This window comes from Streptomyces sp. NPDC107454, from assembly GCF_055582885.1.
Genome location: NZ_JBVJPA010000009.1, coordinates 37345 through 55916, shown reverse-complemented (window position 1 = coordinate 55916; position 18572 = coordinate 37345). Strand labels below are relative to the sequence as shown.

Sequence of the window (18572 nt, the reverse complement as noted above, 5' to 3'; positions counted from 1 at the left end):
GCAAGGGGGTCCCGGGAGTCGGACTCCCGGGACCCCTTCGCGTGTTCGCCGCGAACGGCCCACGCTCTACGAGCCGTGCTCGCCCAGGCGGGGCGGGGGCCCGTACGCGGGCTCGTACCCGGCCACCCGCACGGGACCGCGTACGAGCCGGAATTCCCCCGCTGTCACGATCGCCTCCGGTGTCGCCGCCAGCGCCTGAGGCAACGTCCGTACGGCCGCCGCGGGCACGCCCAGGGGACGCAGGCGTGTCTCCCAGGCGGTCGCGGTGTCGCTCAACAGGGCCTTCGTGACCACGTCGAGCACCTCCTCGCGACGCGCCGCGCGTTCGGCCATCGCCGGGAAGCCCTCGATGCCCGCCTCGGCGGCGAAGGACTTCCAGAAGTTGTCGTGGGTGATGAACAGGGCCAAGTGGCCGTCCGCCGTGGGGAAGAGCTGCGCCGGTACGTAGTAGGAGTGTGCGCCCAGCGGCAGTCGGCGCGGCTCGACTCCCTCGTTGAGGTAGGCGGACGCCCGGTAGTTGAGCTGGGAGAGCATCACGTCCCGCAGTGACACCTCGACCTGCCCGCCGCGGCCCGAGACGATCTGCGCGAGCAGGCCGAGTGCCGCGGTGAGGCCGGAGGAGTTGTCGGCCGAGGAGTAGCCGGGCAGGGTCGGCGGGCCTGCCGGGTCGCCGGTGAGCGCGGCGACGCCGGTGACCGCCTGGACGACGTAGTCGAAGGCCGGGTCGTCGCCCGCGTCCAGGCCGAATCCGGTGAGCGCGACGCAGACGATCCGTGCGTTCCACTTCTTCAGCGCCTCGTAGGTGAGCCCGAGCCGGTGGATCGCCGACGGTTTGAGGTTGACCAGCAACGCGTGGGCGTCCGCGACGAGTTCACCGAGTCGTTCCTGACCGCTCGGCGTGCTCAGGTCGAAGCGGACACTGCGCTTGCCCCGGTTGAGGCTGGCGAAGTACGCGTCGCTCACCTGCCGGGAGATGTCCCCGCCCGGCGGCTCGATCTTGACGACCTCGGCACCGAGGTCGGCGAGCATCATCGTGGCGTAGGGGCCCGCCAGCATGTGGCCGACCTCCAGGACGCGGATGCCGGCCAGCGGGCCGGGGGTCGCGGGGCCGGGGGTCATCGGAAGTCCGCCGCGATCCCGGCGAGCACCTCGCGGGTCCGGCGCTTGGAGGCGATCAGTTCCTCGCGGCGCTCGCCGATCGGCAGCAGGCGTACCGACAGATCCGTGACCCCGGCGTCGGCGAAGCGACGGAAGCGGGCCGCGATGGCCGTCTCGTCACCGGCCGCGCACAGGTCGCCGATGTCCCGGGCGTCGCCGTAGTCCAGCAGCCGCTGGTAGTTGGGCGAGATCTCGGCCTCCCCGAGGATCCGGTTGGCCCGCTCGCGCGCCGCGTCGACCTCGGCGGGCCGGCACAGACACACCGGGATGCCCGCGACGATCCGCGGCGCCGGGCGCCCCGCGCCGTCCGCCGCCTTGGTGATACGGGGTACGACGTGGTCGGCGACCGCGCGTTCGTCGGCCATCCACAGGACGGTCCCGTCCGCCCGCTCGCCGGCGAGTGCCAGCATGACCGGGCCGAGCGCGGCGAGCAGCACCGGGAGCGGGGCCACGGGGGCGAGGTCGAGCGGGTTGTGCACGGTGAACGTGCCGTTCTCGACGTCGACCGGGCCCGGTCCGCGCAGCGCCGCGTCCAGGACGTCCAGATAGTCACGGGTGAAGGCGGCGGGCCGCTCGTAGGGCAGTCCGAGCATGTCCCGGACGATCCAGTGGTGGGAGGGTCCGAGGCCCAGGGCGAGCCGCCCGCCCGCGGCGCCTTGCGCGGACAGCGCCTGGCGCGCAAGGGCGATCGGGTGCTGTGTCTGGAGCGGTACGACCGCGGTCCCGATCTCGATCCGCTCGGTCCGCGCCCCCATCAGGGCCACGGCCGTCAACGCGTCGAAGTCCGTGGGGATCTGGGGCACCCAGGCGGTGTCGAGGCCCGCCCGCTCCGCCCAGGTCACGTCGTCGGTCATCCGCGCGACCTTGCGCGCGGAGTCCCCACGCTCCGGCCCGATCATCACACCGACCCGCACAGTGCCTCCCAGTTCTCGGGGTTTCGGGGTTTCGGGGTTTTGGAGTCCCGTTGTTTCGAGGTGCCGATGCTTCGAGGTGCCGATGTTTCGAGTGGCCGGTCTCCCGCGTCATCCGGCAGCGGCAGGTCCGGGGGGCGCGGGCGAGGCCGGGACGACCGCCGTCAGGGCGCGCATCTGCGCCACGATGGCGTCGAGGGGTGTTCCGGTGGGGAAGACCGCCGCCGCACCCGCCGCCTTCACGCGGGGCACGTCGGCCGGCGGGACGGTGCCGCCCACGACGACGGCGATGTCCTCGGCCCCGGCGGCCCGCAGCCCCTCCACGACCCGCGTCGTCAGCGCCAGATGCGCGCCGGAGAGAATGCTGAGGCCGACCACGGCCACGTCCTCCTGGATCGCGGTCGCCACGATGGTGTCGACGCGCTGGCGGATGCCGGTGAAGACCACCTCGAACCCGGCGTCGCGCAGTGCCCGCGCGACGATCTTGGCCCCGCGGTCGTGGCCGTCCAGACCGGGTTTGGCGATGAGCACACGGGACGACATCAGAACACCACCGGTTGCCGGAACTCGCCCCAGACCGCCTTGAGGGCGGCGACCATCTCGCCGACCGTGCAGTAGGCCTTGGCGCAGTCGATGAGCAGGGGCATGAGGTTGTCGGTGCCCTCGGCGCCACGGGCGAGGGCGGCGAGGCGGTCCCGTACGGCCGCGGCGTCGCGGGTGGCCTTCACGTCGGCGAGCCGCTTCAACTGCCGGTCGCGGCCTTCCCCGTCGAGCTCGTACGTCTCCAGCTGGGGCGGCGGCTCGGGCGTGGCGAAGCGGTTGACGCCGACGACCGGCCGGGTGCCCGCCTCGACGTCCTGGTGGAGGCGGTAGGCCTCGTCGGCGATGAGTCCCTGGAGGTAGCCGTCCTCGATCGCCCGGACCATTCCCCCGTGGTGTTCCAGGTCCGCCATGATCTCGGCGATGCGTTCCTCGGTGGCATCCGTGAGGGCTTCCACGAAGTACGAGCCGCCGAGCGGGTCCGCGACCCGGGCGACGCCGGTCTCGTGGGCGAGGATCTGCTGGGTGCGCAGGGCGAGCGTCGCCGACTCCTCGCTGGGCAGCGCGAACGGCTCGTCCCAGGCCGCCGTGAACATCGACTGCACGCCGCCCAGCACCGAGGCCATCGCCTCGTAGGCCACCCGGACCGTGTTGTTCTGCGCCTGCGGCGCGTACAGGGAGGCCCCGCCCGCCACACAGCCGAAGCGGAACATCGACGCCTTGTCGGTGCTCGCGCCGTACCGCTCGCGGACGATCGTCGCCCAGCGTCTGCGGCCCGCACGGTACTTGGCGATCTCCTCGAAGAAGTCGCCGTGGGTGTAGAAGAAGAAGGAGATCTGCGGGGCGAACCGGTCGATCGTCATCCGGCCGCGCGCCAGCACCGTGTCGCAGTAGGTGACGCCGTCGGCGAGCGTGAACGCCATCTCCTGCACGGCGTTGGCGCCGGCGTCGCGGAAGTGTGCGCCGGCCACCGAGATCGCGTTGAACCGCGGCACCTCGGCGGCGCAGAATTCGATGGTGTCGGCGATCAGCCGCAGCGACGGTTCCGGCGGCCAGATCCAGGTGCCCCGGGAGGCGTACTCCTTGAGGATGTCGTTCTGGATCGTCCCGGTGAGCTTCGCCCGGGGTACTCCGCCGCGCTCGGCGGCGGCCACGTAGAACGCCAGCAGGATCGCCGCCGTGCCGTTGATGGTGAAGCTGGTGCTGATCCGGTCGAGGGGGATGTCCTCGAAGAGCACCTCGGCGTCGGCGAGCGTGTCGAGGGCGACGCCGACCCGGCCGACCTCCTCGCTCACCTCCGGGTCGTCGGAGTCGTAGCCGCACTGGGTGGGCAGGTCGAGCGCCACGGACAGTCCGGTGCCGCCCTGTTCGAGGAGGTAGCGGTAGCGCCGGTTGGACTCCTCGGCGGTGCCGAAGCCGGAGTACTGGCGCAGCGTCCACAGCCGCCCCCGGTAGCCTGAGGAGTAGTTGCCGCGGGTGAAGGGGAAGCGCCCCGGCGCGGGCGGCTCGACGGGCCGGTCCGCGGGCCCGTAGACCGCCTTGAGGGGAATCCCGGAGGCCGTGTGGGAGAAGTCGTCCTTCTCCGGCGGCTTCGCTTCAGACGTCATCGCAATCGGTCCTTCATCACCTTGCCGGTGGCGTTCAGCGGCAGCTCTTCGAGGAACTCCACATACCTGGGCACCTTGAACCCGGCCATCCGCTCCCGGCTCCAGGCGATCAGCTCGCCCGCCGCGAGGACCTCGCGAAGGACCACGAAGGCCTTGCCGACCTGGCCGAGCCGCTCGTCCGGTACGCCGATCACGGCGGCCTGCGCGACGGCCGGATGCTCCATCAGGAAGCCCTCGATCTCGGCCGGGTAGGCGTTGAAGCCGCCCACGATGAACATGTCCTTCTTGCGGCCGACGATCCGCAGCCGGCCCCGGTCGTCGAGCGTCCCGAGGTCCCCGGTGTGCAGCCAGCCGTCCGGGTCGATCGCCTCGGCGGTCGCGGCCGGGTCGTCGAGGTAGCCGCGCATGACGCTGTACCCGCGCACCAGGACCTCTCCGTCGTCCGCGATCCGGATCTCGACGCCGTCACAGGGGGTGCCGACGGTGGTCGCGATGTCCTCGAAGGAGTCGCCGGGGCGCGAGGCCGTGGCCGTGCCCGCCTCGGTCAGGCCGTAGCCCGTCATGACGGTGCGGAAGGGCAGGTCGGTGACGATCCTGCGGACGAGGTCGACCGGGATGTCGGCGGCTCCGGTGACGGCGACCCGCAGCGAGGACAGGTCGTGGCCGCCCTGTGCGGCCAGCAGTGAGTGGTAGAGGGTGGGCGGCCCCGGCAGGACCGTCACCTTCTCGCGCTCGACCAGTTCGAGAACCCGGTCCACGTCGAAGACCGGCACCGGGAGGATGGTCGCGCCCCGGATCAGGGACGTGATGCAGCCCGCCTTGTAGCCGAAGATGTGGAAGAACGGGTTGACGACCAGATAGCGGTCGCCCTCCCTGAGGTCCGCCAGGTCGCACCACTCCGCGTACAGCCGGAGTGTCTGGGCGTGTGTCATCAGCACACCCTTGGGCCGCCCGGTGGTCCCCGAGGTGAACACGATGTCGCACACGTCGTCGCCGCTCACCTCGGCCTCGTAGGGCGAACCGCTCGCGAGGAAGTCCGACTTGATGTCGCACACGGGCACGCCCGACGGCACCTCGAAGTCCAGACCGAGGAAGCCCTTCTCGACGAGGACGACCTTGGCTCCGCTGCGGCGGATGATGTCGCCCGCCTCGTCCGCCTTGAACCGGGTGTTGACCGGGACCAGGACGCCGCCTGCGGTCAGCAGCCCGAAGGCCGCGATGATCCACTCGGCGGAGTTGGGCGCCCAGATGGCCGCCCGGTCGCCCCTGCCGACGCCGGCCGCCGCGAACGCCCCCGCGGCGGTGCGCACGCGATCGGCCAACTCCTTGAAGGTGAGCCGGAGTCGGCCGTCCACGACCGCTTCGGCGTCACCGAAGCGGTCAGCCGCGCTCAGCACCATCCGCGGGATGGTCTCCCCTTTCATACGCCGATCAACCGGGCCAGGTTGCCGCCCATGATCTTGGCCTGGTCGGCCTCCTTCATGCCCTGGATCGCGTCGATGTAGGTGACCGGGTCGGCCAGCCCCTCGGGGTGGGGGTAGTCGGAGCCGAACAGCACCCGCTCGACACCGATGATCCCGGCCAGCTCGGCCATGTCCTCCTCCCAGAACGGGCTGATGTGGATCCGGTTCCTGACCTCTTCGACCGGGTCGCCCAGGAAGCCCTGCGGCTGCTTCTTGTAGACGTCGGCCAGCTGGTCGAGGAGCGGCACCAGCCAGGAGGATCCGTTCTCGATGACCGAGACCTTGAGCTCGGGGAACCGGAACAGCGCGCCGTGACAGACCCAGGAGGCCACGGAGTCGGTGACCGGCCGCCATTCGCCCAGCATCCGGAAGGTCTGCGCCTGGAACGGCGTCATCTCCTGGCTCCTGCCCTCCCAGTCGCTGGAGTAGCGGGAGTAGCCGCTGTCGGAGGAGTGCATCGACACCAGCACCCCCGCCTCCTCGACCCGCTTCCAGAAGGGGTCGAACTCCGGCAGCGCGAAGGACCGCGAGCCACCGAACCCGGGGACCGGGGCGGGCCGGACGAGGATCGAGCGCGCTCCGCGCTCCAGGCACCACTCCAGCTCGGCGATCGCCTTGTCCAGGATCGGCAGGCTGATCACCGGCGTGGTGAAGATCCGGTCCTTGTAGTTGAACTTCCAGGTGTCGTACAGCCACTCGTTGAGCGAGTGGACGACCGCGTGGATGAGCTCCGGGTCGTCCCGCATCCGCTCCTCGATCAGGCTGGCCAGAGTCGGGAAGTTCAGCGCCTGCTGGATCCCCATCTCGTCCATGAGCTCAAGCCGCGGCCCGGGCTCACGGAACGCGGGAATCGACTTCATCGGCTCACCGAACAGCTCGCGGTGCGACTTGCCCTCCGGATTGCCCTCCCGGAAGTACCGCTCCCACGCCCCCGGCCGGGCGACCACCGAGAACGTGGGGTTGGGGATGTAGTCGCTGATCCGACCACGGATCGCGATCTTCGTACGGCCCTTCACCTGCACGTACTGGATGGCGCCCTCGTACTGCTTCGGCAGGTACCGGGTGAGCGCATCCTCCGTCTCGTACAGGTGGTTGTCGGCGTCGAACAGCGGATACGGCAACACGCGCGACGGCATGAGATCCTCCTTCGCTGATTACGAGAATCCTATTCTCAACTTGCTCGTGCGGCAATGTCCCGACGGAGAACGAACTTCTGCACCTTGCCGCTCGCCGTCCGCGGGAACTCCGGCACGACATGCAGCTCCTCCGGCCACTTCTGCCGGGCCAGGCCCGCCCGTTCGAGGTGGGCGCACATCTCGTCGAGCGTGGGCGCGGGGTGACCGGGCCTCAGCCGCAGGACCGCGGCCGCGTGTTCGCCGAGGCGGGCGTCGGGGGCGGCCACCACGGCGGCCTCGGCCACGGCCGGCAGGGCGAGCAGCGCCTCTTCGACCTCCAGGGCACCGATGTTCTCGCCGCCGCGGATGATGATGTCGGCCTTGCGGTCGGTGATGGTGAGGTAGCCGTCCTCGTCGATCACCCCGATGTCACCGGTGCGGTACCAGCCCTCGCCGTCGAAGGCGCGCTCGGTCAGGGCCGGATCGGTGTACCCGAGGCACAGGTCGGGTCCGCGGCTGAGGATCTCGCCGTCCGGGGCCAGCCGGATCTCCGTGCCGGGCAGGGCGTCGCCGTCCGTGTGGAGCCGCTTGCCCTCGGGAGCGGTGTACCGGGAGCCGGTGATCGAGGGGTGTTCCGTGCTGCCGTACGAGCGGAAGACCGTCATGCCGAGTTCCGTGAGGCGGGTGGTGACCGCGACCGGGACCGCCGCCCCGCCGAGACCCGCGTACTTCATGGCGGCCAGGTGCCGGGGGGTGAAGTCGGGGTGGTCGAGCAGGCTCGTCATGAAGTACGCCGCCCCGCCGCCCACGGTGAGTCCATCGCTCTCCATCAGCTTCAGCACCCGCGCGGGGTCCCAGACGTCGGCGAGGTTCACCGCCGAGCCGTCGAGGACGGGGATCAGGAAGGAGTTCACCATCCCGATGAAGTGCCCGACCGGGGCCGCCGTGAGCTGGCGGCCGCGGTCGGGCGGGTAGAGCCCGGCGAGCTGGCGCGTCTCGAAGCCCAGTGTCCGATGGGAGTGGACGACACCCTTCGGGTCACGGGTGGTCCCGGAGGTGAACGCGATCAGCGCGGGCGCCGCCGGGTCCGTCGCGAGGACACCGGACAGCGGCTCGTCGGCGAGCAGGTCGTCGAAGTCCCGCCCCACGAGGCCGACGACGGGCACCGCGGCCGACAGGTCCGGCTGGTGTTCCATCCGGCCGAAGCGCTCGGCCGTGACGAAGACGCGGGGCGCGACGGCGTCGAGGATGTAGCCGACCTCCTTGCGCCCGTAGAAGTGGACGATGGGCACCACGACCGCCCCGAGGAAGGCCGAGGCCCAGAACACCGCGGCGGCTTCCATCCAGTTGGGCAGCTGGAAGGCGATGACGTCACCGGGGCCGACCCCCCGGGCGCGCAGCCCCGCGGCAAGCCTGCGGGCCGTCCGTTCGACGTCGGCGAAGGTCCCTTCCCAGGGCCGGACGGCCGAGTGCACCCGGAACTCGGCATCGGGGGCGGCGTCGAGGCCGTACGCCAGCAGGTCCCCGATCGTCTCCCGAGTCCACCAGCCCTCCGCTTCATACCGTTCGATCAGCTCGGCGGGCATCGTCCGCATGGCGGTCCGCATGGCGAGAGCTCCCTCCTCGGTGCGAGAATTGCACTCTCGCAGAAGGAGAAGCTAAATTCCATACATGGTACGAGACCACGGCTTCCACTCGGTCCGGATCAAGCGGATCGTCCAGGAGACAGCCGACACGCGCACATACGTGCTCGACGCCCCGTTCCCCTACCGGGCCGGGCAGTTCCTGACGGTCAGGGCCTGCGGCGCCCTGCGCAGTTACTCGATGTCGAGTTCCCCGGAGACCGACGACGAGTTGATGACGACGGTGAAGCGCGTGCCGGGCGGCCTGGTGTCGAACTGGATGCACGAACATCTCGCGCCCGGCGACGTCATAGAGACCACGGCACCCGCCGGAGTGTTCTGTCTGCGGGAGTCCGACGAGCCCCTGGTGGCCTACTGCGGGGGCAGCGGCATCACACCGGTCCTCTCGCTCGTCAAGACCGCGCTGGCGACGACGAACCGGCGCGTCCGCGTCCTGTCCGCCAACCGGGACGCAGGCTCGGTCATCTTCGGGTCCGCGCTGACCGAACTGGCCGAGCGGCACCCGGACCGGTTCGAGATCCGCCACCACCTGGACGACCAGGGGGGTTTCCTCACGGATCCCCAGGTGCGTGAGTTCGCCGGCGTCGACCTGGACGCGGACTTCTACCTCTGCGGCCCCGCGCCCTTCATGGACCTGGCGGAGCGCGCCCTGCTCGTGCACGGCGTCGAGGCCGGGCAGATCCTCGCCGAGCGCTTCACCCCGGCGACCGAGGAGACTCCCGGCAGCCCGGTGAGCGGGAGCGCGGCCCCGGCGGAGCAGGAGGGCACGGTCAGCATCGCCCTCGCCGGCAAGCGGCGCTCGGTGCCGCGGCACTCCGGCGAGACCCTGCTGGAAAGCGCACGCCGGGCCGGTCTCCTGCCGCCCTTCTCCTGCGAGTCGGGCAACTGCGGCACCTGCATCGCCCAGGTCACCGAGGGCGAGGCCAAGATGCGGGTCAACAACGCCCTCGACGACGACGAGGTCGCCGAGGGCTGGGTGCTGACCTGTCAGGGCGAGCCGGTGACCCCGGACATCACCGTCGTCTACGAGGACTGACGAGCGCCGCGCGCCCAGAAGAGGACGGCGTCGGCCTGGACCGCCACCCTTAGTAAGAATATGATGTTCGCTCAGCGAGAATGACACTCTCCCTCATGGAGAATCCCGCATGGTTGATCTTGAATTGGACCAGGGGCTCGCGGTCATCACCATCGACCGTCCGCACGCCCGCAACGCCATCGCGCCTGCCACCATGGACCAGTTGGACAAGGCCCTCGACGCGGCCGCGGACGCCCTGGCCCTGGTGGTCAGGGGCGCGGGCGACCGGGCGTTCGTCTCGGGCGGGGATCTGAAGGAACTGGCCGCGATCCGCACCGAGGACGAGGCGACGGCCATGGCCCTGCGGATGCGCGGGGTCTGCGACCGGCTCGCGCACTTCCCCGGCCCGGTGATCGCCGCCCTGAACGGCCACGCCCTGGGCGGCGGCGCCGAGTTCGCCATGGCCGCCGACATCCGGGTGGCCGCGGACGACATCAGGATCGGCTTCACCCAGGTGAACCTCGCGATCATGCCGGCGTGGGGCGGCGCCGAGCGGCTCGCGGAACTGATCGGCAGGGGGCGGGCGTTGATGCTCGCCGGCTCCGGAACCGTGCTCGGCGCCGAGGAGGCCCAGCGGCTCGGGGTGATCGACCGAGTGCTGCCGCGGGCCGACTTCGACGAGGGCTGGCGCGCCCTGGCCCGCTCCCTCGCCTCCGTCCCGGCGCGGGAGATCAAGCGCGTCATGAGCGGCGCCGTACCGGCGACCGAGGCGGCGCGCGCCTTCGCCCGCCTGTGGGTGGCCGACGAACACTGGCAAGCAGCGGAGAAGGTGATGTCCCGTGGCAAGTGAGGTCCAGGTGGAGACGAGCCCCGTGGGTCCGGTCGTACGGCCGCCCGGCGACACCGAACTGGTCGTGCTCTATCTGCACGGCGACCGGCACCTCTCGTGCACCCCGGAGGCCGCGCTCGGCCTGGCCGGCCGCCTCGCCCTGTGGACGGACGCCGTCGTGGTCTGCGCCCGCTACGGGGGCACCTTCCCAGACGCGCTGGACGACGTGCACGCCGCGTACGACTACGGCGAGTCCAGGGGACCGGTGGCGGTGGCGGGCGAGCGGCTGGGGGCCGGGCTCGCGGCGGCCCTGCTGGTGCGGCTGCGGGACCTCGGAGCCCCGCCGCCCCTGTGCGGGGTGCTCGACTCGGCGCTGCTCGACCTGACCCTGGACTCCCCGAGCCTGTTGCTCAACGCGGCGGCCGATCCGGCCTTCGACGTCCCCGAACTGCGGCGCCGCTGCGCGCACTACGCCGCGGGCACCCCGCCGACCGATCCGCTGCTGAGCCCGCTGCACGCCAACCTCCACGGGCTGCCCCCCGTCCAGCTGCTCGCGGCGGGCACCGATCCCCTGCTGGACGACTCCCTGGGGTTCGCCACCCGTGCGGCGCACTCCGGAGTCACGGTGGACCTGCGGATCCGGCCCGACGCGACGAGTCTGCACCCGGAGACCGTCACCGCCATGGGCGAGTTCATACGGGCGTGGACCCCAGCAGCACGGACAGCACATCCCGCATGATCTCGGGATAGTCGTCCTGTTCGCCGTCCAGCAGCCACTGCTGCTGCATGCCGTCGAGCATCGCCAGCATGGCCCGGGCCGCGGCCCGCGGGGCCAGACCGCTGGGCAGGCGCTCGCCGTACCGCTCGGTGAGCCGGGCGATCATCAGCGCCTGCATGGTCTCGTAGTGGTCGTGCAGGTACTGCTGCGCCGGGTCGGCTCCCGTGACGCCCTCGGCCAGCATCACGCTGTGGACCTGGGCCAGGCAGGGGTAGGTGTGGTCGTAGGCGACCACCTCGGCGAACAGCGCCGGCCAGTCGTCCTTGTCGTCATGGCCGGCGAGGTGCTCGCGGTTGAGATCCTCCCGGAAGCGCAGGAGCGCCATGAAGAGCTTCTTCTTGCTCGGGAAGTAGTGCAGCACACCCTGCCGGGTCAGTCCCGCCCGCTCGGCGACCGCGTCGATCGAGGTCCCCCGGTAGCCCCGCTCCGCGAACACCCGCAGGGCCGCCTCGAGGATCTCCTCGCGCCGGGTCTCTTTCATGCGGTACCCCTCCCGCGACGGACCGTGCCGACGTAACACTACGTTTGCCGTCGCCGTCGGGGGACCCCTCGAACACGCGCCGTTCGTACGGCCGGGGGTCAGCGCTCGTGGTCGATCAGGGCGAGGGTGGTGTCGGCGGCCTCCAGCACGATGCCCGCCGAGGCCTTGGCCGCGTCGGCCAGCTCGGCCACCAGCCGGACGTCCTTGCGCAGCAGCGGTCCGGCCTGGGCCGCGATGCGGTCGAGCCTCCCACCGGCCGCCGCGATCCGGTCCAGCGCGAAGCTCGATCCACTGCCGTGGGCCATCACCTCGGCGAGAGCGGCGGGATCGACGTCGAACTCCCGGCCGAGTGCGAGGGTGCCCGCCGCGGTGGCGAGATGTGCCGTGAACAGCACGTTGTTGAGGAGTTTGGCGAGCTGACCGGAGCCCAGCGGGCCCATGTGGACCACGGGATCGCCGTACGTCTCGAACACCTTGCGGCAGAACCGGACGGTGCCCGACTCGCCCCCGGCCATCACCAGCAGTCGGCCCTCGGCCGCCGCCGGACCGCCGCCGCTCACCGGCGCGTCGATCAGCGTGACCCCGTGGGCGCGGGCCCGGTCGGCGAGACGGTGACAGGTGTCGGGGTGGACGGTGCTGTGCACGGCGATCACCCCTCCCTGCCGAAGCCCCGCCAGCACCCCGCGATCCCCCGCGACAACCTCCTCGACGTCCGCGTCGTCGACGACACAGACGCACACGAGGTCGCTGGCGGCGGCCAGTTCGGCGGGGGACACGGCACGCTTCGCGGGTGTGTCGTCGAAGGGGGCGAGCGAGGCGGGACGGCGTGCCCACAGGGTCGTCTCGAAGCCCGCGTCGACGATCCGGCGTGCCATGGGGGCGCCCTGACTGCCCAGACCTATGAATCCGACGCGCATCAGCGGCTCTCCCGCTCGGCCGGTCTCGGTGCCGGGCGCCAGAACACTCCGAGCAGACCGGCCGTCGCCGCCATGGCCACCCCGAGGGCGATGCCTCCGCCGGCCCAGCCGGTCACCTCGATGTCCCCGGCATGGTCCACGGAGAGCCGGCCGGGCCCCAGCACCGCGAGGGCCAGCGAGACCAGCGCGAGGACGAGGACGTACTCGTAGCCCTCTTTGAAGACGAAGAATCCGTTGGGCCGGTGCGCGAGGACGCCCGCGACCAGCATCACGGAGATGACCGCCGCACAGGCCAGCGGCGTGAGCAGCCCGGCGATCAGCAGGGCGCCCGCGCCGACTTCGGTGGCCACGCTCGTCCACGCCTGAAGCGTGCCGTGGCGCAGGCCGAGGCCGGTGAACCAGCGGGCGGTGCCCTCGATCCGGCCGCCGCCCCGCCAGTGGTTGAGTCCGTGGGCGATCATCACGATCCCCAGGAGCACCCGTACCAGCAGCAGTGCCGCCACGTCCGCGTCGCTCAACTCGCCCTCCCGGGCTGCTCTTGTGCCGCGCTCGCGCGAGCCAGCACACACTCCTCGGCGAACGACAGGATCTTGAGGTGGTACGCCATCGCCGTCAGCCCGATGCTCAAGTTGTGGCCGCCGTCCGCCTGTTCGCCGACGACGACGCGCGGCGAGGCGGTGAACAGGGACGCGATGTCGGCCAGTGCCGCGGGCCCGGACCGCCATACCCGCTCGTGCTCGCCGAGGCTGTAGTGCACGGGGACGCGCACCAGAGGGGCGAGTTCGGAAAGGACCAGCGGCCAGCTCCTGGCCACGGCCCCCTCGTAGGAGGGCGAGGGCGAGGCGAACCGGGCGCCGCCGACGACATCGTCCTCGTAGAGGTGCGAGGGATTCCACAGCAGGTCCCGGACGCTGCCGGCCGCCGGCCTCGGCCATGACTCGTTGTGCCGTACGCCCAGGATGTCCACCGCGTCGTCGTGGTGGTGGCGCCCGGTGCCGGCGATCTCCACGCCCAGCAGGTCGCTCCCCCGCTCGTCGGCCGCCATGCGCAGCGCCAGCTCGCAGCCGATCGAGTGCGCCATCACGAAGACGCCCGCCCCGCGCGGACGCGAGGCGAGCAGCCGGTCCACCGCCGCGTAGGCGAGATCGACCCGCCGCTCCACCGGAGCCAGCTCCCCGGCGTGCGGGGCGGAGCTGCCGTATCCCGGCCGGTCGAGAGCGAGGACGGTGAACCCGAGCGCCGTACCGGTGCGCAGCAGCGACAGATGCGGCCTGCCCGGGTAGTCGAAGTACCCCGAGTGCGCCGCCCCGCCGTGCAGCGCCAGGACGACGGCCCGGGGCCGTTGCGCCTCCTGGAGCAGCGCCGATACGGGGATGCCGTCGACGTCGACGACACGGGAGACGCCGGTCATGTGTCCGCCCGCAGCAGGATGACGCCGCTCGGGGTGAGACCGCCGGTGCTCGTCACGGCGACCCGGGCACCGTCCACTTGGCGCGCTCCGGCCTCGCCGCGCACCTGTGTGACGGCCTCGTGGACGAGCCCCAGGCCGTGGGTGCGGCCGTGCGAGAGCTGGCCGCCGTGGGTGTTCAGCGGGAGCAGTCCGTTCCTGGCGATGTTCTTGCCTCCGTCGAGGAAGTCCTTGGCCTCGCCGATGCCGCAGAAGCCGAGCCCCTCGATCCAGGAGAGGCAGTTGAAGGTGAAGCCGTCGTAGAGCTGGGCCACGTCGACGTCCGAGGGGCGCAGTGACGTGCGCGTCCACAGGTGGGCGGACTGGCCGAGCACCTGCGGTTCATGGGTGAGGGAGCTCTGGTCCCATTCGAGCCGCTCCATGATCTGGGTGCCGACGGCCTCCACCAGGACGGGCGGCTTGGCCAGGTCCCGTGCGGCGTCCACGGCCGACACGATGACGGCCACCGATCCGTCGCAGGGCACGTCGCAGTCGTACAGCCCGAAGGGGGTGGTGACCGTCCTGGCCGACAGGTAGTCGTCCATGGTCATCGGATCGCGGTAGATCGCCGTCGGGTTGAGCGCGGCGTTCGCGCGCTGGTTGAGCGCGATCCAGCCGAGCGTCTCGCGCGAGGTGCCGTAACGGTGGAAGTGCCGCTGGGCGTTCTGGGCCAGGGTGTGGGCCGCCGAGATCGCCCCGAAGGGCTTCTGCCAGCCCGTGACCCTGCGACCGGCCTCCTGGGTGATCCGGCCGCGCCGGACCAGCTCGCCGTAGGAGGCCTCCCAGACCGTACGGAAGCACAGCACATGGCGGGCGAGTCCCCCCGCGACGGCCAGCATCGCGGCGATGAGCGAGCCGCCGGGACCGAAGGTCTCGGCGCCGCCGTTGTACCAGGTCGGCCTGATGCCGAGGGCGTCCTCCAGCGCGGTGATGCCGCCCTCGGCGAAGCCGCCGTAGGCGCCCGCGCCCGGGTAGGTGGCCAGGCCGTCGATGTCGTCGAGGGTCAGGCCCGCGTCCGCGACGGCGCGTTCGCAGGCCCGCACGGTCAGCGACAGCGGCGGGACCATCAGCCGGCGCCCGATCTCCGACATCCCGATGCCGCTGATCGCGACCTTGTCCTCGAACTTCTCGGGCGTGGCCATGGGGCGTATGTGGCGCCGCATGTGCTCGGGTTCCACCTCGTCCGAGGGCAGCGGAGCCGGGGTCCCCTGCTCGGCCGCGGGGCGGAAGAGCGGCAGCCATACGTCCTCGACCTGTTCGAAGACGACCTCCAGCCGCATGCCCAGTTCGAGCGCGTCGGGGTCGCATTCGACGAGGTTGGTGGTGAGCCGGACCCGGGTGTCCTCCTCGACGGCGACCTGCGCGACCACATAGGGCGCGGGCATGCCGGGCGCGCTGAACCGGTGGTTGACGGTGAAGCCGATCAGCGTCGCGTACCCGGAGACGGCCCGCACCACGGTCTCGCGCCCCCGGCAGTAGCGGCAGACGGGCTGGGGTGGATGCAGCAGGGACGAGCAGGACTCACACTCCGTCAGGCGCAACCGGCCGTCCGCGCCGGAGGTCCAGAAGAACTCGTTCTCCTCTGTGATCACCGGCAGCGGACGTCCCGTGGGTCCGGCCACATCGTCTCCTCACCGTGCCACCGCTCGGGTGGCACACGTACTCCTGACGGGCCGCCGAAGATCAGCGGTCGAGCCTCGCCTGCCCCTTGCGTACCGTGACCGGCTCGGCGAGCCGCTGTTCGTCGACGACCCTCTGGAGGGTCTCCAGGGTCTCGTCGAGGCCGGCACCGGTCCGGGGGCCCGGCGTGAAGGTCGCCGGGAGGTGCCGCATGCCCTGGATGATGCCGATGGTCTCGTAGTGCTCCGCGCCCTCGGGGTCGCAGCGGAAGTCGGGCATCCGGTCGAGGACCTGGGTGACCATCCGCTTGAACACCGTGCGTGCCACGTTGGAGCCGATGCAGCGGTGGATGCCGAGTCCGAAGCTGCTGTGCCGGTTGCCCTTGCGTTCCATGTCGATGGAGTCGGGCTCCGGAAACACCTGCGGATCCCGGTTCGCCATCGCCCAGGACAGCCAGAGGCGTTCGCCCTCCTTGAACCGGGTGCCGGCGATCTCGCAGTCCGCGGAGAAGGTCCGTCCGTCCCCGGGCGCGGGGGCGTAGAAGCGCAGGAACTCCTCGGTCGCGGAGTCCAGCAGTGCCGTGCGGTCCCGGCTGAGGCGGTCCCGTTCGGCCGGGTGCTCCGAGAGCCACTCCAGTGCGTGCGCGGTGAGCGCCGTGGTGGTGTCGAAACCGCCGCCGATCAACAGGGCGAGCACACCGAGGAGTTCGTCGTCGGGCGGCATCTGGCCGTTGATCTCCGCGCGGACCAGGGCGTCCACCAGACCCGGCCGCGGTGTCTGCCGGATCTCCGCGATGGTCATGGCCAGATCCATGCCCATCGCCTTCTGCAGTTCGACGACGCGGGCCTGGTCGGGAGAGTTCGGCGGTGTGTAGACCGAGGCGTGGGCCGCCTCGTTGTAGATGGTCCACTTCCTGACCGGGATGCCCATCATGGCGAGCGTGAGCACGGCCGGCACGACGTTGGCGAGGTCGTCGACGAAGTCGATCCGCCCCGACTCGGCCTTCTCGTCGATGCAGGCGCGCGCCACCTCGTCGATCAGCGGAATCCAGCGGCTGATGGCGGCGGGCGACAGATAGGGGTTGAGCGTCTGGCGGTAGTAGCGCTGCTCGGGCGGATCCATCTCCAGGAACCCGCCCCTGGCTGCCTTCGCCCGGGGCGGCGGCGGGATGGTGATGCCCTGGTACCCGCGCCGCTCTCCCTTGACGTCATGGTCGTTGGAGAGGAACTCGGCGGACCGGGCCAGCTCGAAGACCTCGCGGTTGCCACTGGCGACCCAGTGGCCGCCGTAGGTCTCCGACCAGGCGATGGGGCACTTGGACTGCAACTCCTGGGTGACCGCCTGGAATTCGTGGCGGTACTCGGGAGTGTGCCGGTCGAAGTGCACCGGGTTCCTCTTGGGGTCGTCGTTGACGGTGTCGTCCGTGGTCATCGGAGTGTTCTCCCCTCAGGAGATGAAGATCGCTCGCTCGGGGCAGGACCTGACGGCCTCGACGGCCTCGTCCTGCTGGTCGTCCGAGACCTCTTCCTTGATGACCGATGAGTGACCGTCGATCTCGCTGAGCTCGAAGATGTCCGGAGCACGCATGGCGCAGAGCGTGTGCCCCTGGCAGCGCTCCGGGTCTACCCGTACCTTCACGTCGCTTCCTTCCTGCCGCGGGGGTGGCTACTTGAGGTCGGCCAGGGACTTGCCGACATCGGCCAGGGTCATGGGCTTGGTGTAGGTGCCCTTGAACTTGTAGGGGGTCACGTTGCAGCGATAGGCGCCGGTGTCGGGCTTGAAGTCGGCGGCCACCCAGCCCTTGGCGGTCGCCTTGACCGGGTCGAAGCACTTGGGAGGCACGGTGGAGGACGACAGGTCCATCGGGGCCTGAAGGCCACCGCCCGTCCACGCGGTCTGCTTGATCGCGTTGTCGTACACGCACGTGCGGGTGAGTTCGGCGCAGTCGCCCGCGGCGGTGGCGAACAGCAGCCAGCTGGAGAAGGCCTTCAGCGCCGGCAGGGTGACCTGGGCGTTGGGGGCGTACTTCTTGTAGAGGTCCTCGACCAACTTGGTCGCCGGATTGGCGGAGGCGTCCTCCAGCGGCGAGAAGCCGCCGAGGTCGGCGAAGTTGACCTGCTTCGCCAGCGCGGTACCGGCCAGCTGGAGGAAGGCGGGGCCGTAGGCGTTGCTGTTGGCGTCGATCCAGTCGGGTGCGTAGCCGATGTTGGTGAGCACCTGCTCCAGCTTGGCCAGACTGGCGAAGTCACCGAGGAAGACCAGTCCCTTGACCTTCTTGTTCTTGATGGCCTGGGCGTACGGCGTCCAGTCGGACACGCCCTGGGCCGGATACAGGTCCGAGTAGGTGATCTTGCCGCCCGCCGCGGTCAGCGTCTCCTTGTCCTGCGCGGTGATGGGCTTCACGACCGGGGAGTCACCGGCGATGATCCCGACGCTGCCCGCCGACGCCGGGTACGCCTCCTTGAGCAGCCAGGAGAAGTAGCCGCCGTAGGGTGAGTAACCGGTGGCGGCGCCCTGGACGGTCACCTGGAGGTCCGATCCGATGGCCTGGCTGGTCTGGCCGGGGAAGTCGGGGAGCAGGCAGTTCAGCCTGTCCTTGACGCCCATGCCGTCGAGGGCGGCGCCGCCGCCGACGAGCGCGAAGTCCGAGCGGCAGGCCTCGATCATCCGCTGACGGACCTCGACGAGCTTGGAGTCGTGGGTGACGGGAACGAGTTTGCGTCCGTTGATGCCGCCCGCGTCGTTGCACCAGGAGGTGAACACCTTGGCCGCGTCGACGAACTCCGGGTTCTTGGTGAAGCCGACGTCGCTGAAGACGCCGACCTTGATCTCGGAGTCGGTGACTCCCTGGGAGGTGGAGGCCTTGGCGGTGCCGGAGTGGCAGACGTTCTTGAGCGTGCCGAAGTCGGCCGCCGAGGCGGAGTCGGACGCCGACGCGGAGGGCTTGTCGCCGCTCGGCGACGTGGTGGACCGGGCGGAACACCCGGCCAGGGCCAGGACGGCCACAGCGATGAGCAAGCGTCTCATCGGTTCTCCTCGGTTTCGTTC

General features: G+C 70.8%; 18 protein-coding genes. 3 read left to right on the top strand and 15 right to left on the bottom strand.

Translation table 11 applies throughout. The features are described 5' to 3' along the window. Nucleotides 1-66 precede the first annotated feature (66 nt). From ACZ69M_RS23630 to ACZ69M_RS23600, 7 genes are all read right to left on the bottom strand, one after another. Nucleotides 67-1119 carry a CaiB/BaiF CoA transferase family protein gene (locus ACZ69M_RS23630; RefSeq protein WP_470052564.1) on the bottom strand — a complete coding sequence of 351 codons (1053 nt, stop codon included), beginning with the start codon at nt 1117-1119 and terminating at the stop codon, nt 67-69. After that, nucleotides 1116-2057 carry an LLM class F420-dependent oxidoreductase gene (locus ACZ69M_RS23625; RefSeq protein WP_470053177.1) on the bottom strand — a complete coding sequence of 314 codons (942 nt, stop codon included), beginning with the start codon at nt 2055-2057 and terminating at the stop codon, nt 1116-1118. Before ACZ69M_RS23625 ends, ACZ69M_RS23630 begins: the two co-directional genes overlap by 4 nt. A gap of 123 nt (nt 2058-2180) precedes the next feature. Then, a complete protein-coding gene (locus ACZ69M_RS23620) occupies nt 2181-2612 on the bottom strand; it encodes a cobalamin B12-binding domain-containing protein (RefSeq protein WP_470052562.1) in 432 nt (143 codons plus the stop codon). Beyond that, nucleotides 2612-4216 (bottom strand): methylmalonyl-CoA mutase family protein, encoded by a 1605-nt coding sequence (locus ACZ69M_RS23615; protein ID WP_470052560.1) that lies wholly within the window; start codon nt 4214-4216, stop codon nt 2612-2614. The genes ACZ69M_RS23620 and ACZ69M_RS23615 overlap by 1 nt, the downstream gene beginning before the upstream one ends. Next, nucleotides 4213-5640 (bottom strand): FadD3 family acyl-CoA ligase, encoded by a 1428-nt coding sequence (locus ACZ69M_RS23610; protein ID WP_470052558.1) that lies wholly within the window; start codon nt 5638-5640, stop codon nt 4213-4215. Before ACZ69M_RS23610 ends, ACZ69M_RS23615 begins: the two co-directional genes overlap by 4 nt. After that, nucleotides 5637-6815, bottom strand: a complete 1179-nt coding sequence (locus tag ACZ69M_RS23605) for an amidohydrolase family protein (RefSeq protein WP_470052556.1) — start codon at nt 6813-6815, stop codon at nt 5637-5639. Before ACZ69M_RS23605 ends, ACZ69M_RS23610 begins: the two co-directional genes overlap by 4 nt. A 35-nt stretch (nt 6816-6850) precedes the next feature. Continuing rightward, complete coding sequence (locus tag ACZ69M_RS23600; protein ID WP_470052554.1) at nt 6851-8401, bottom strand: AMP-binding protein; 1551 nt, start codon at nt 8399-8401, stop codon at nt 6851-6853. Between the two features lie 64 nt (nt 8402-8465). Between ACZ69M_RS23600 and ACZ69M_RS23595 the strand changes: the two genes are divergently transcribed. The 3 genes from ACZ69M_RS23595 to ACZ69M_RS23585 all read left to right on the top strand — a co-directional run bounded on the left by ACZ69M_RS23595 (nt 8466) and on the right by ACZ69M_RS23585 (nt 11020). Further along, nucleotides 8466-9473, top strand: a complete 1008-nt coding sequence (locus ACZ69M_RS23595; RefSeq protein WP_470052553.1) for a 2Fe-2S iron-sulfur cluster-binding protein — start codon at nt 8466-8468, stop codon at nt 9471-9473. A 109-nt stretch (nt 9474-9582) separates the two neighbouring features. Further along, a complete protein-coding gene (locus ACZ69M_RS23590; RefSeq protein ID WP_470052551.1) occupies nt 9583-10302 on the top strand; it encodes an enoyl-CoA hydratase/isomerase family protein in 720 nt (239 codons plus the stop codon). After that, on the top strand, nt 10292-11020 hold the full coding sequence (locus tag ACZ69M_RS23585; protein ID WP_470052549.1) for an alpha/beta hydrolase fold domain-containing protein: 729 nt from the start codon (nt 10292-10294) through the stop codon (nt 11018-11020). The genes ACZ69M_RS23590 and ACZ69M_RS23585 overlap by 11 nt, the downstream gene beginning before the upstream one ends. On the opposite strand, the gene ACZ69M_RS23580 is transcribed toward ACZ69M_RS23585, so the two are convergent. The 8 genes from ACZ69M_RS23580 to ACZ69M_RS23545 all read right to left on the bottom strand — a co-directional run bounded on the left by ACZ69M_RS23580 (nt 10974) and on the right by ACZ69M_RS23545 (nt 18551). Beyond that, complete coding sequence (locus tag ACZ69M_RS23580) at nt 10974-11540, bottom strand: TetR/AcrR family transcriptional regulator (RefSeq protein WP_470052547.1); 567 nt, start codon at nt 11538-11540, stop codon at nt 10974-10976. The genes ACZ69M_RS23585 and ACZ69M_RS23580 overlap by 47 nt on opposite strands. A 98-nt stretch (nt 11541-11638) precedes the next feature. After that, on the bottom strand, nt 11639-12457 hold the full coding sequence (locus tag ACZ69M_RS23575) for an NAD(P)-dependent oxidoreductase (RefSeq protein ID WP_470052545.1): 819 nt from the start codon (nt 12455-12457) through the stop codon (nt 11639-11641). After that, a complete protein-coding gene (locus tag ACZ69M_RS23570) occupies nt 12457-12975 on the bottom strand; it encodes a DoxX family protein (RefSeq protein WP_470052544.1) in 519 nt (172 codons plus the stop codon). Before ACZ69M_RS23570 ends, ACZ69M_RS23575 begins: the two co-directional genes overlap by 1 nt. Beyond that, nucleotides 12972-13868: an alpha/beta hydrolase gene (locus ACZ69M_RS23565; RefSeq protein ID WP_470052542.1), complete on the bottom strand. Its 897-nt coding sequence runs from the start codon at nt 13866-13868 to the stop codon at nt 12972-12974. Before ACZ69M_RS23565 ends, ACZ69M_RS23570 begins: the two co-directional genes overlap by 4 nt. After that, nucleotides 13865-15526, bottom strand: coding sequence for a thiolase C-terminal domain-containing protein (locus ACZ69M_RS23560; protein ID WP_470052540.1), 1662 nt, complete (start codon nt 15524-15526; stop codon nt 13865-13867). The genes ACZ69M_RS23565 and ACZ69M_RS23560 overlap by 4 nt, the downstream gene beginning before the upstream one ends. A gap of 61 nt (nt 15527-15587) precedes the next feature. Further along, nucleotides 15588-16955: a cytochrome P450 gene (locus tag ACZ69M_RS23555; RefSeq protein ID WP_470052538.1), complete on the bottom strand. Its 1368-nt coding sequence runs from the start codon at nt 16953-16955 to the stop codon at nt 15588-15590. Nucleotides 16956-16970: 15 nt separating this feature from the next. After that, nucleotides 16971-17162, bottom strand: coding sequence for a ferredoxin (locus ACZ69M_RS23550; protein WP_054235694.1), 192 nt, complete (start codon nt 17160-17162; stop codon nt 16971-16973). 27 nt (nt 17163-17189) lie between these two features. Next, the gene (locus tag ACZ69M_RS23545) at nt 17190-18551 is read right to left on the bottom strand and encodes an ABC transporter substrate-binding protein (RefSeq protein ID WP_470052536.1); all 1362 of its coding nucleotides are present in this window, start codon (nt 18549-18551) and stop codon (nt 17190-17192) included. Nucleotides 18552-18572 lie beyond the last annotated feature (21 nt).

Excerpts from the sequence above, each read along its gene's own strand:
- ACZ69M_RS23630 (WP_470052564.1), bottom strand. The coding sequence starts at position 1,119 with ATGACCCCCGGCCCCGCGACCCCCGGCCCGCTGGCCGGCATCCGCGTC.
- ACZ69M_RS23625 (WP_470053177.1), bottom strand. The coding sequence starts at position 2,057 with ATGATCGGGCCGGAGCGTGGGGACTCCGCGCGCAAGGTCGCGCGGATG.
- ACZ69M_RS23620 (WP_470052562.1), bottom strand. The coding sequence starts at position 2,612 with ATGTCGTCCCGTGTGCTCATCGCCAAACCCGGTCTGGACGGCCACGAC.
- ACZ69M_RS23615 (WP_470052560.1), bottom strand. The coding sequence starts at position 4,216 with ATGACGTCTGAAGCGAAGCCGCCGGAGAAGGACGACTTCTCCCACACG.
- ACZ69M_RS23610 (WP_470052558.1), bottom strand. The coding sequence starts at position 5,640 with ATGAAAGGGGAGACCATCCCGCGGATGGTGCTGAGCGCGGCTGACCGC.
- ACZ69M_RS23605 (WP_470052556.1), bottom strand. The coding sequence starts at position 6,815 with ATGCCGTCGCGCGTGTTGCCGTATCCGCTGTTCGACGCCGACAACCAC.
- ACZ69M_RS23600 (WP_470052554.1), bottom strand. The coding sequence starts at position 8,401 with ATGCGGACCGCCATGCGGACGATGCCCGCCGAGCTGATCGAACGGTAT.
- ACZ69M_RS23595 (WP_470052553.1), top strand. The coding sequence starts at position 8,466 with ATGGTACGAGACCACGGCTTCCACTCGGTCCGGATCAAGCGGATCGTC.
- ACZ69M_RS23590 (WP_470052551.1), top strand. The coding sequence starts at position 9,583 with ATGGTTGATCTTGAATTGGACCAGGGGCTCGCGGTCATCACCATCGAC.
- ACZ69M_RS23580 (WP_470052547.1), bottom strand. The coding sequence starts at position 11,540 with ATGAAAGAGACCCGGCGCGAGGAGATCCTCGAGGCGGCCCTGCGGGTG.
- ACZ69M_RS23575 (WP_470052545.1), bottom strand. The coding sequence starts at position 12,457 with ATGCGCGTCGGATTCATAGGTCTGGGCAGTCAGGGCGCCCCCATGGCA.
- ACZ69M_RS23565 (WP_470052542.1), bottom strand. The coding sequence starts at position 13,868 with ATGACCGGCGTCTCCCGTGTCGTCGACGTCGACGGCATCCCCGTATCG.
- ACZ69M_RS23555 (WP_470052538.1), bottom strand. The coding sequence starts at position 16,955 with ATGACCACGGACGACACCGTCAACGACGACCCCAAGAGGAACCCGGTG.
- ACZ69M_RS23545 (WP_470052536.1), bottom strand. The coding sequence starts at position 18,551 with ATGAGACGCTTGCTCATCGCTGTGGCCGTCCTGGCCCTGGCCGGGTGT.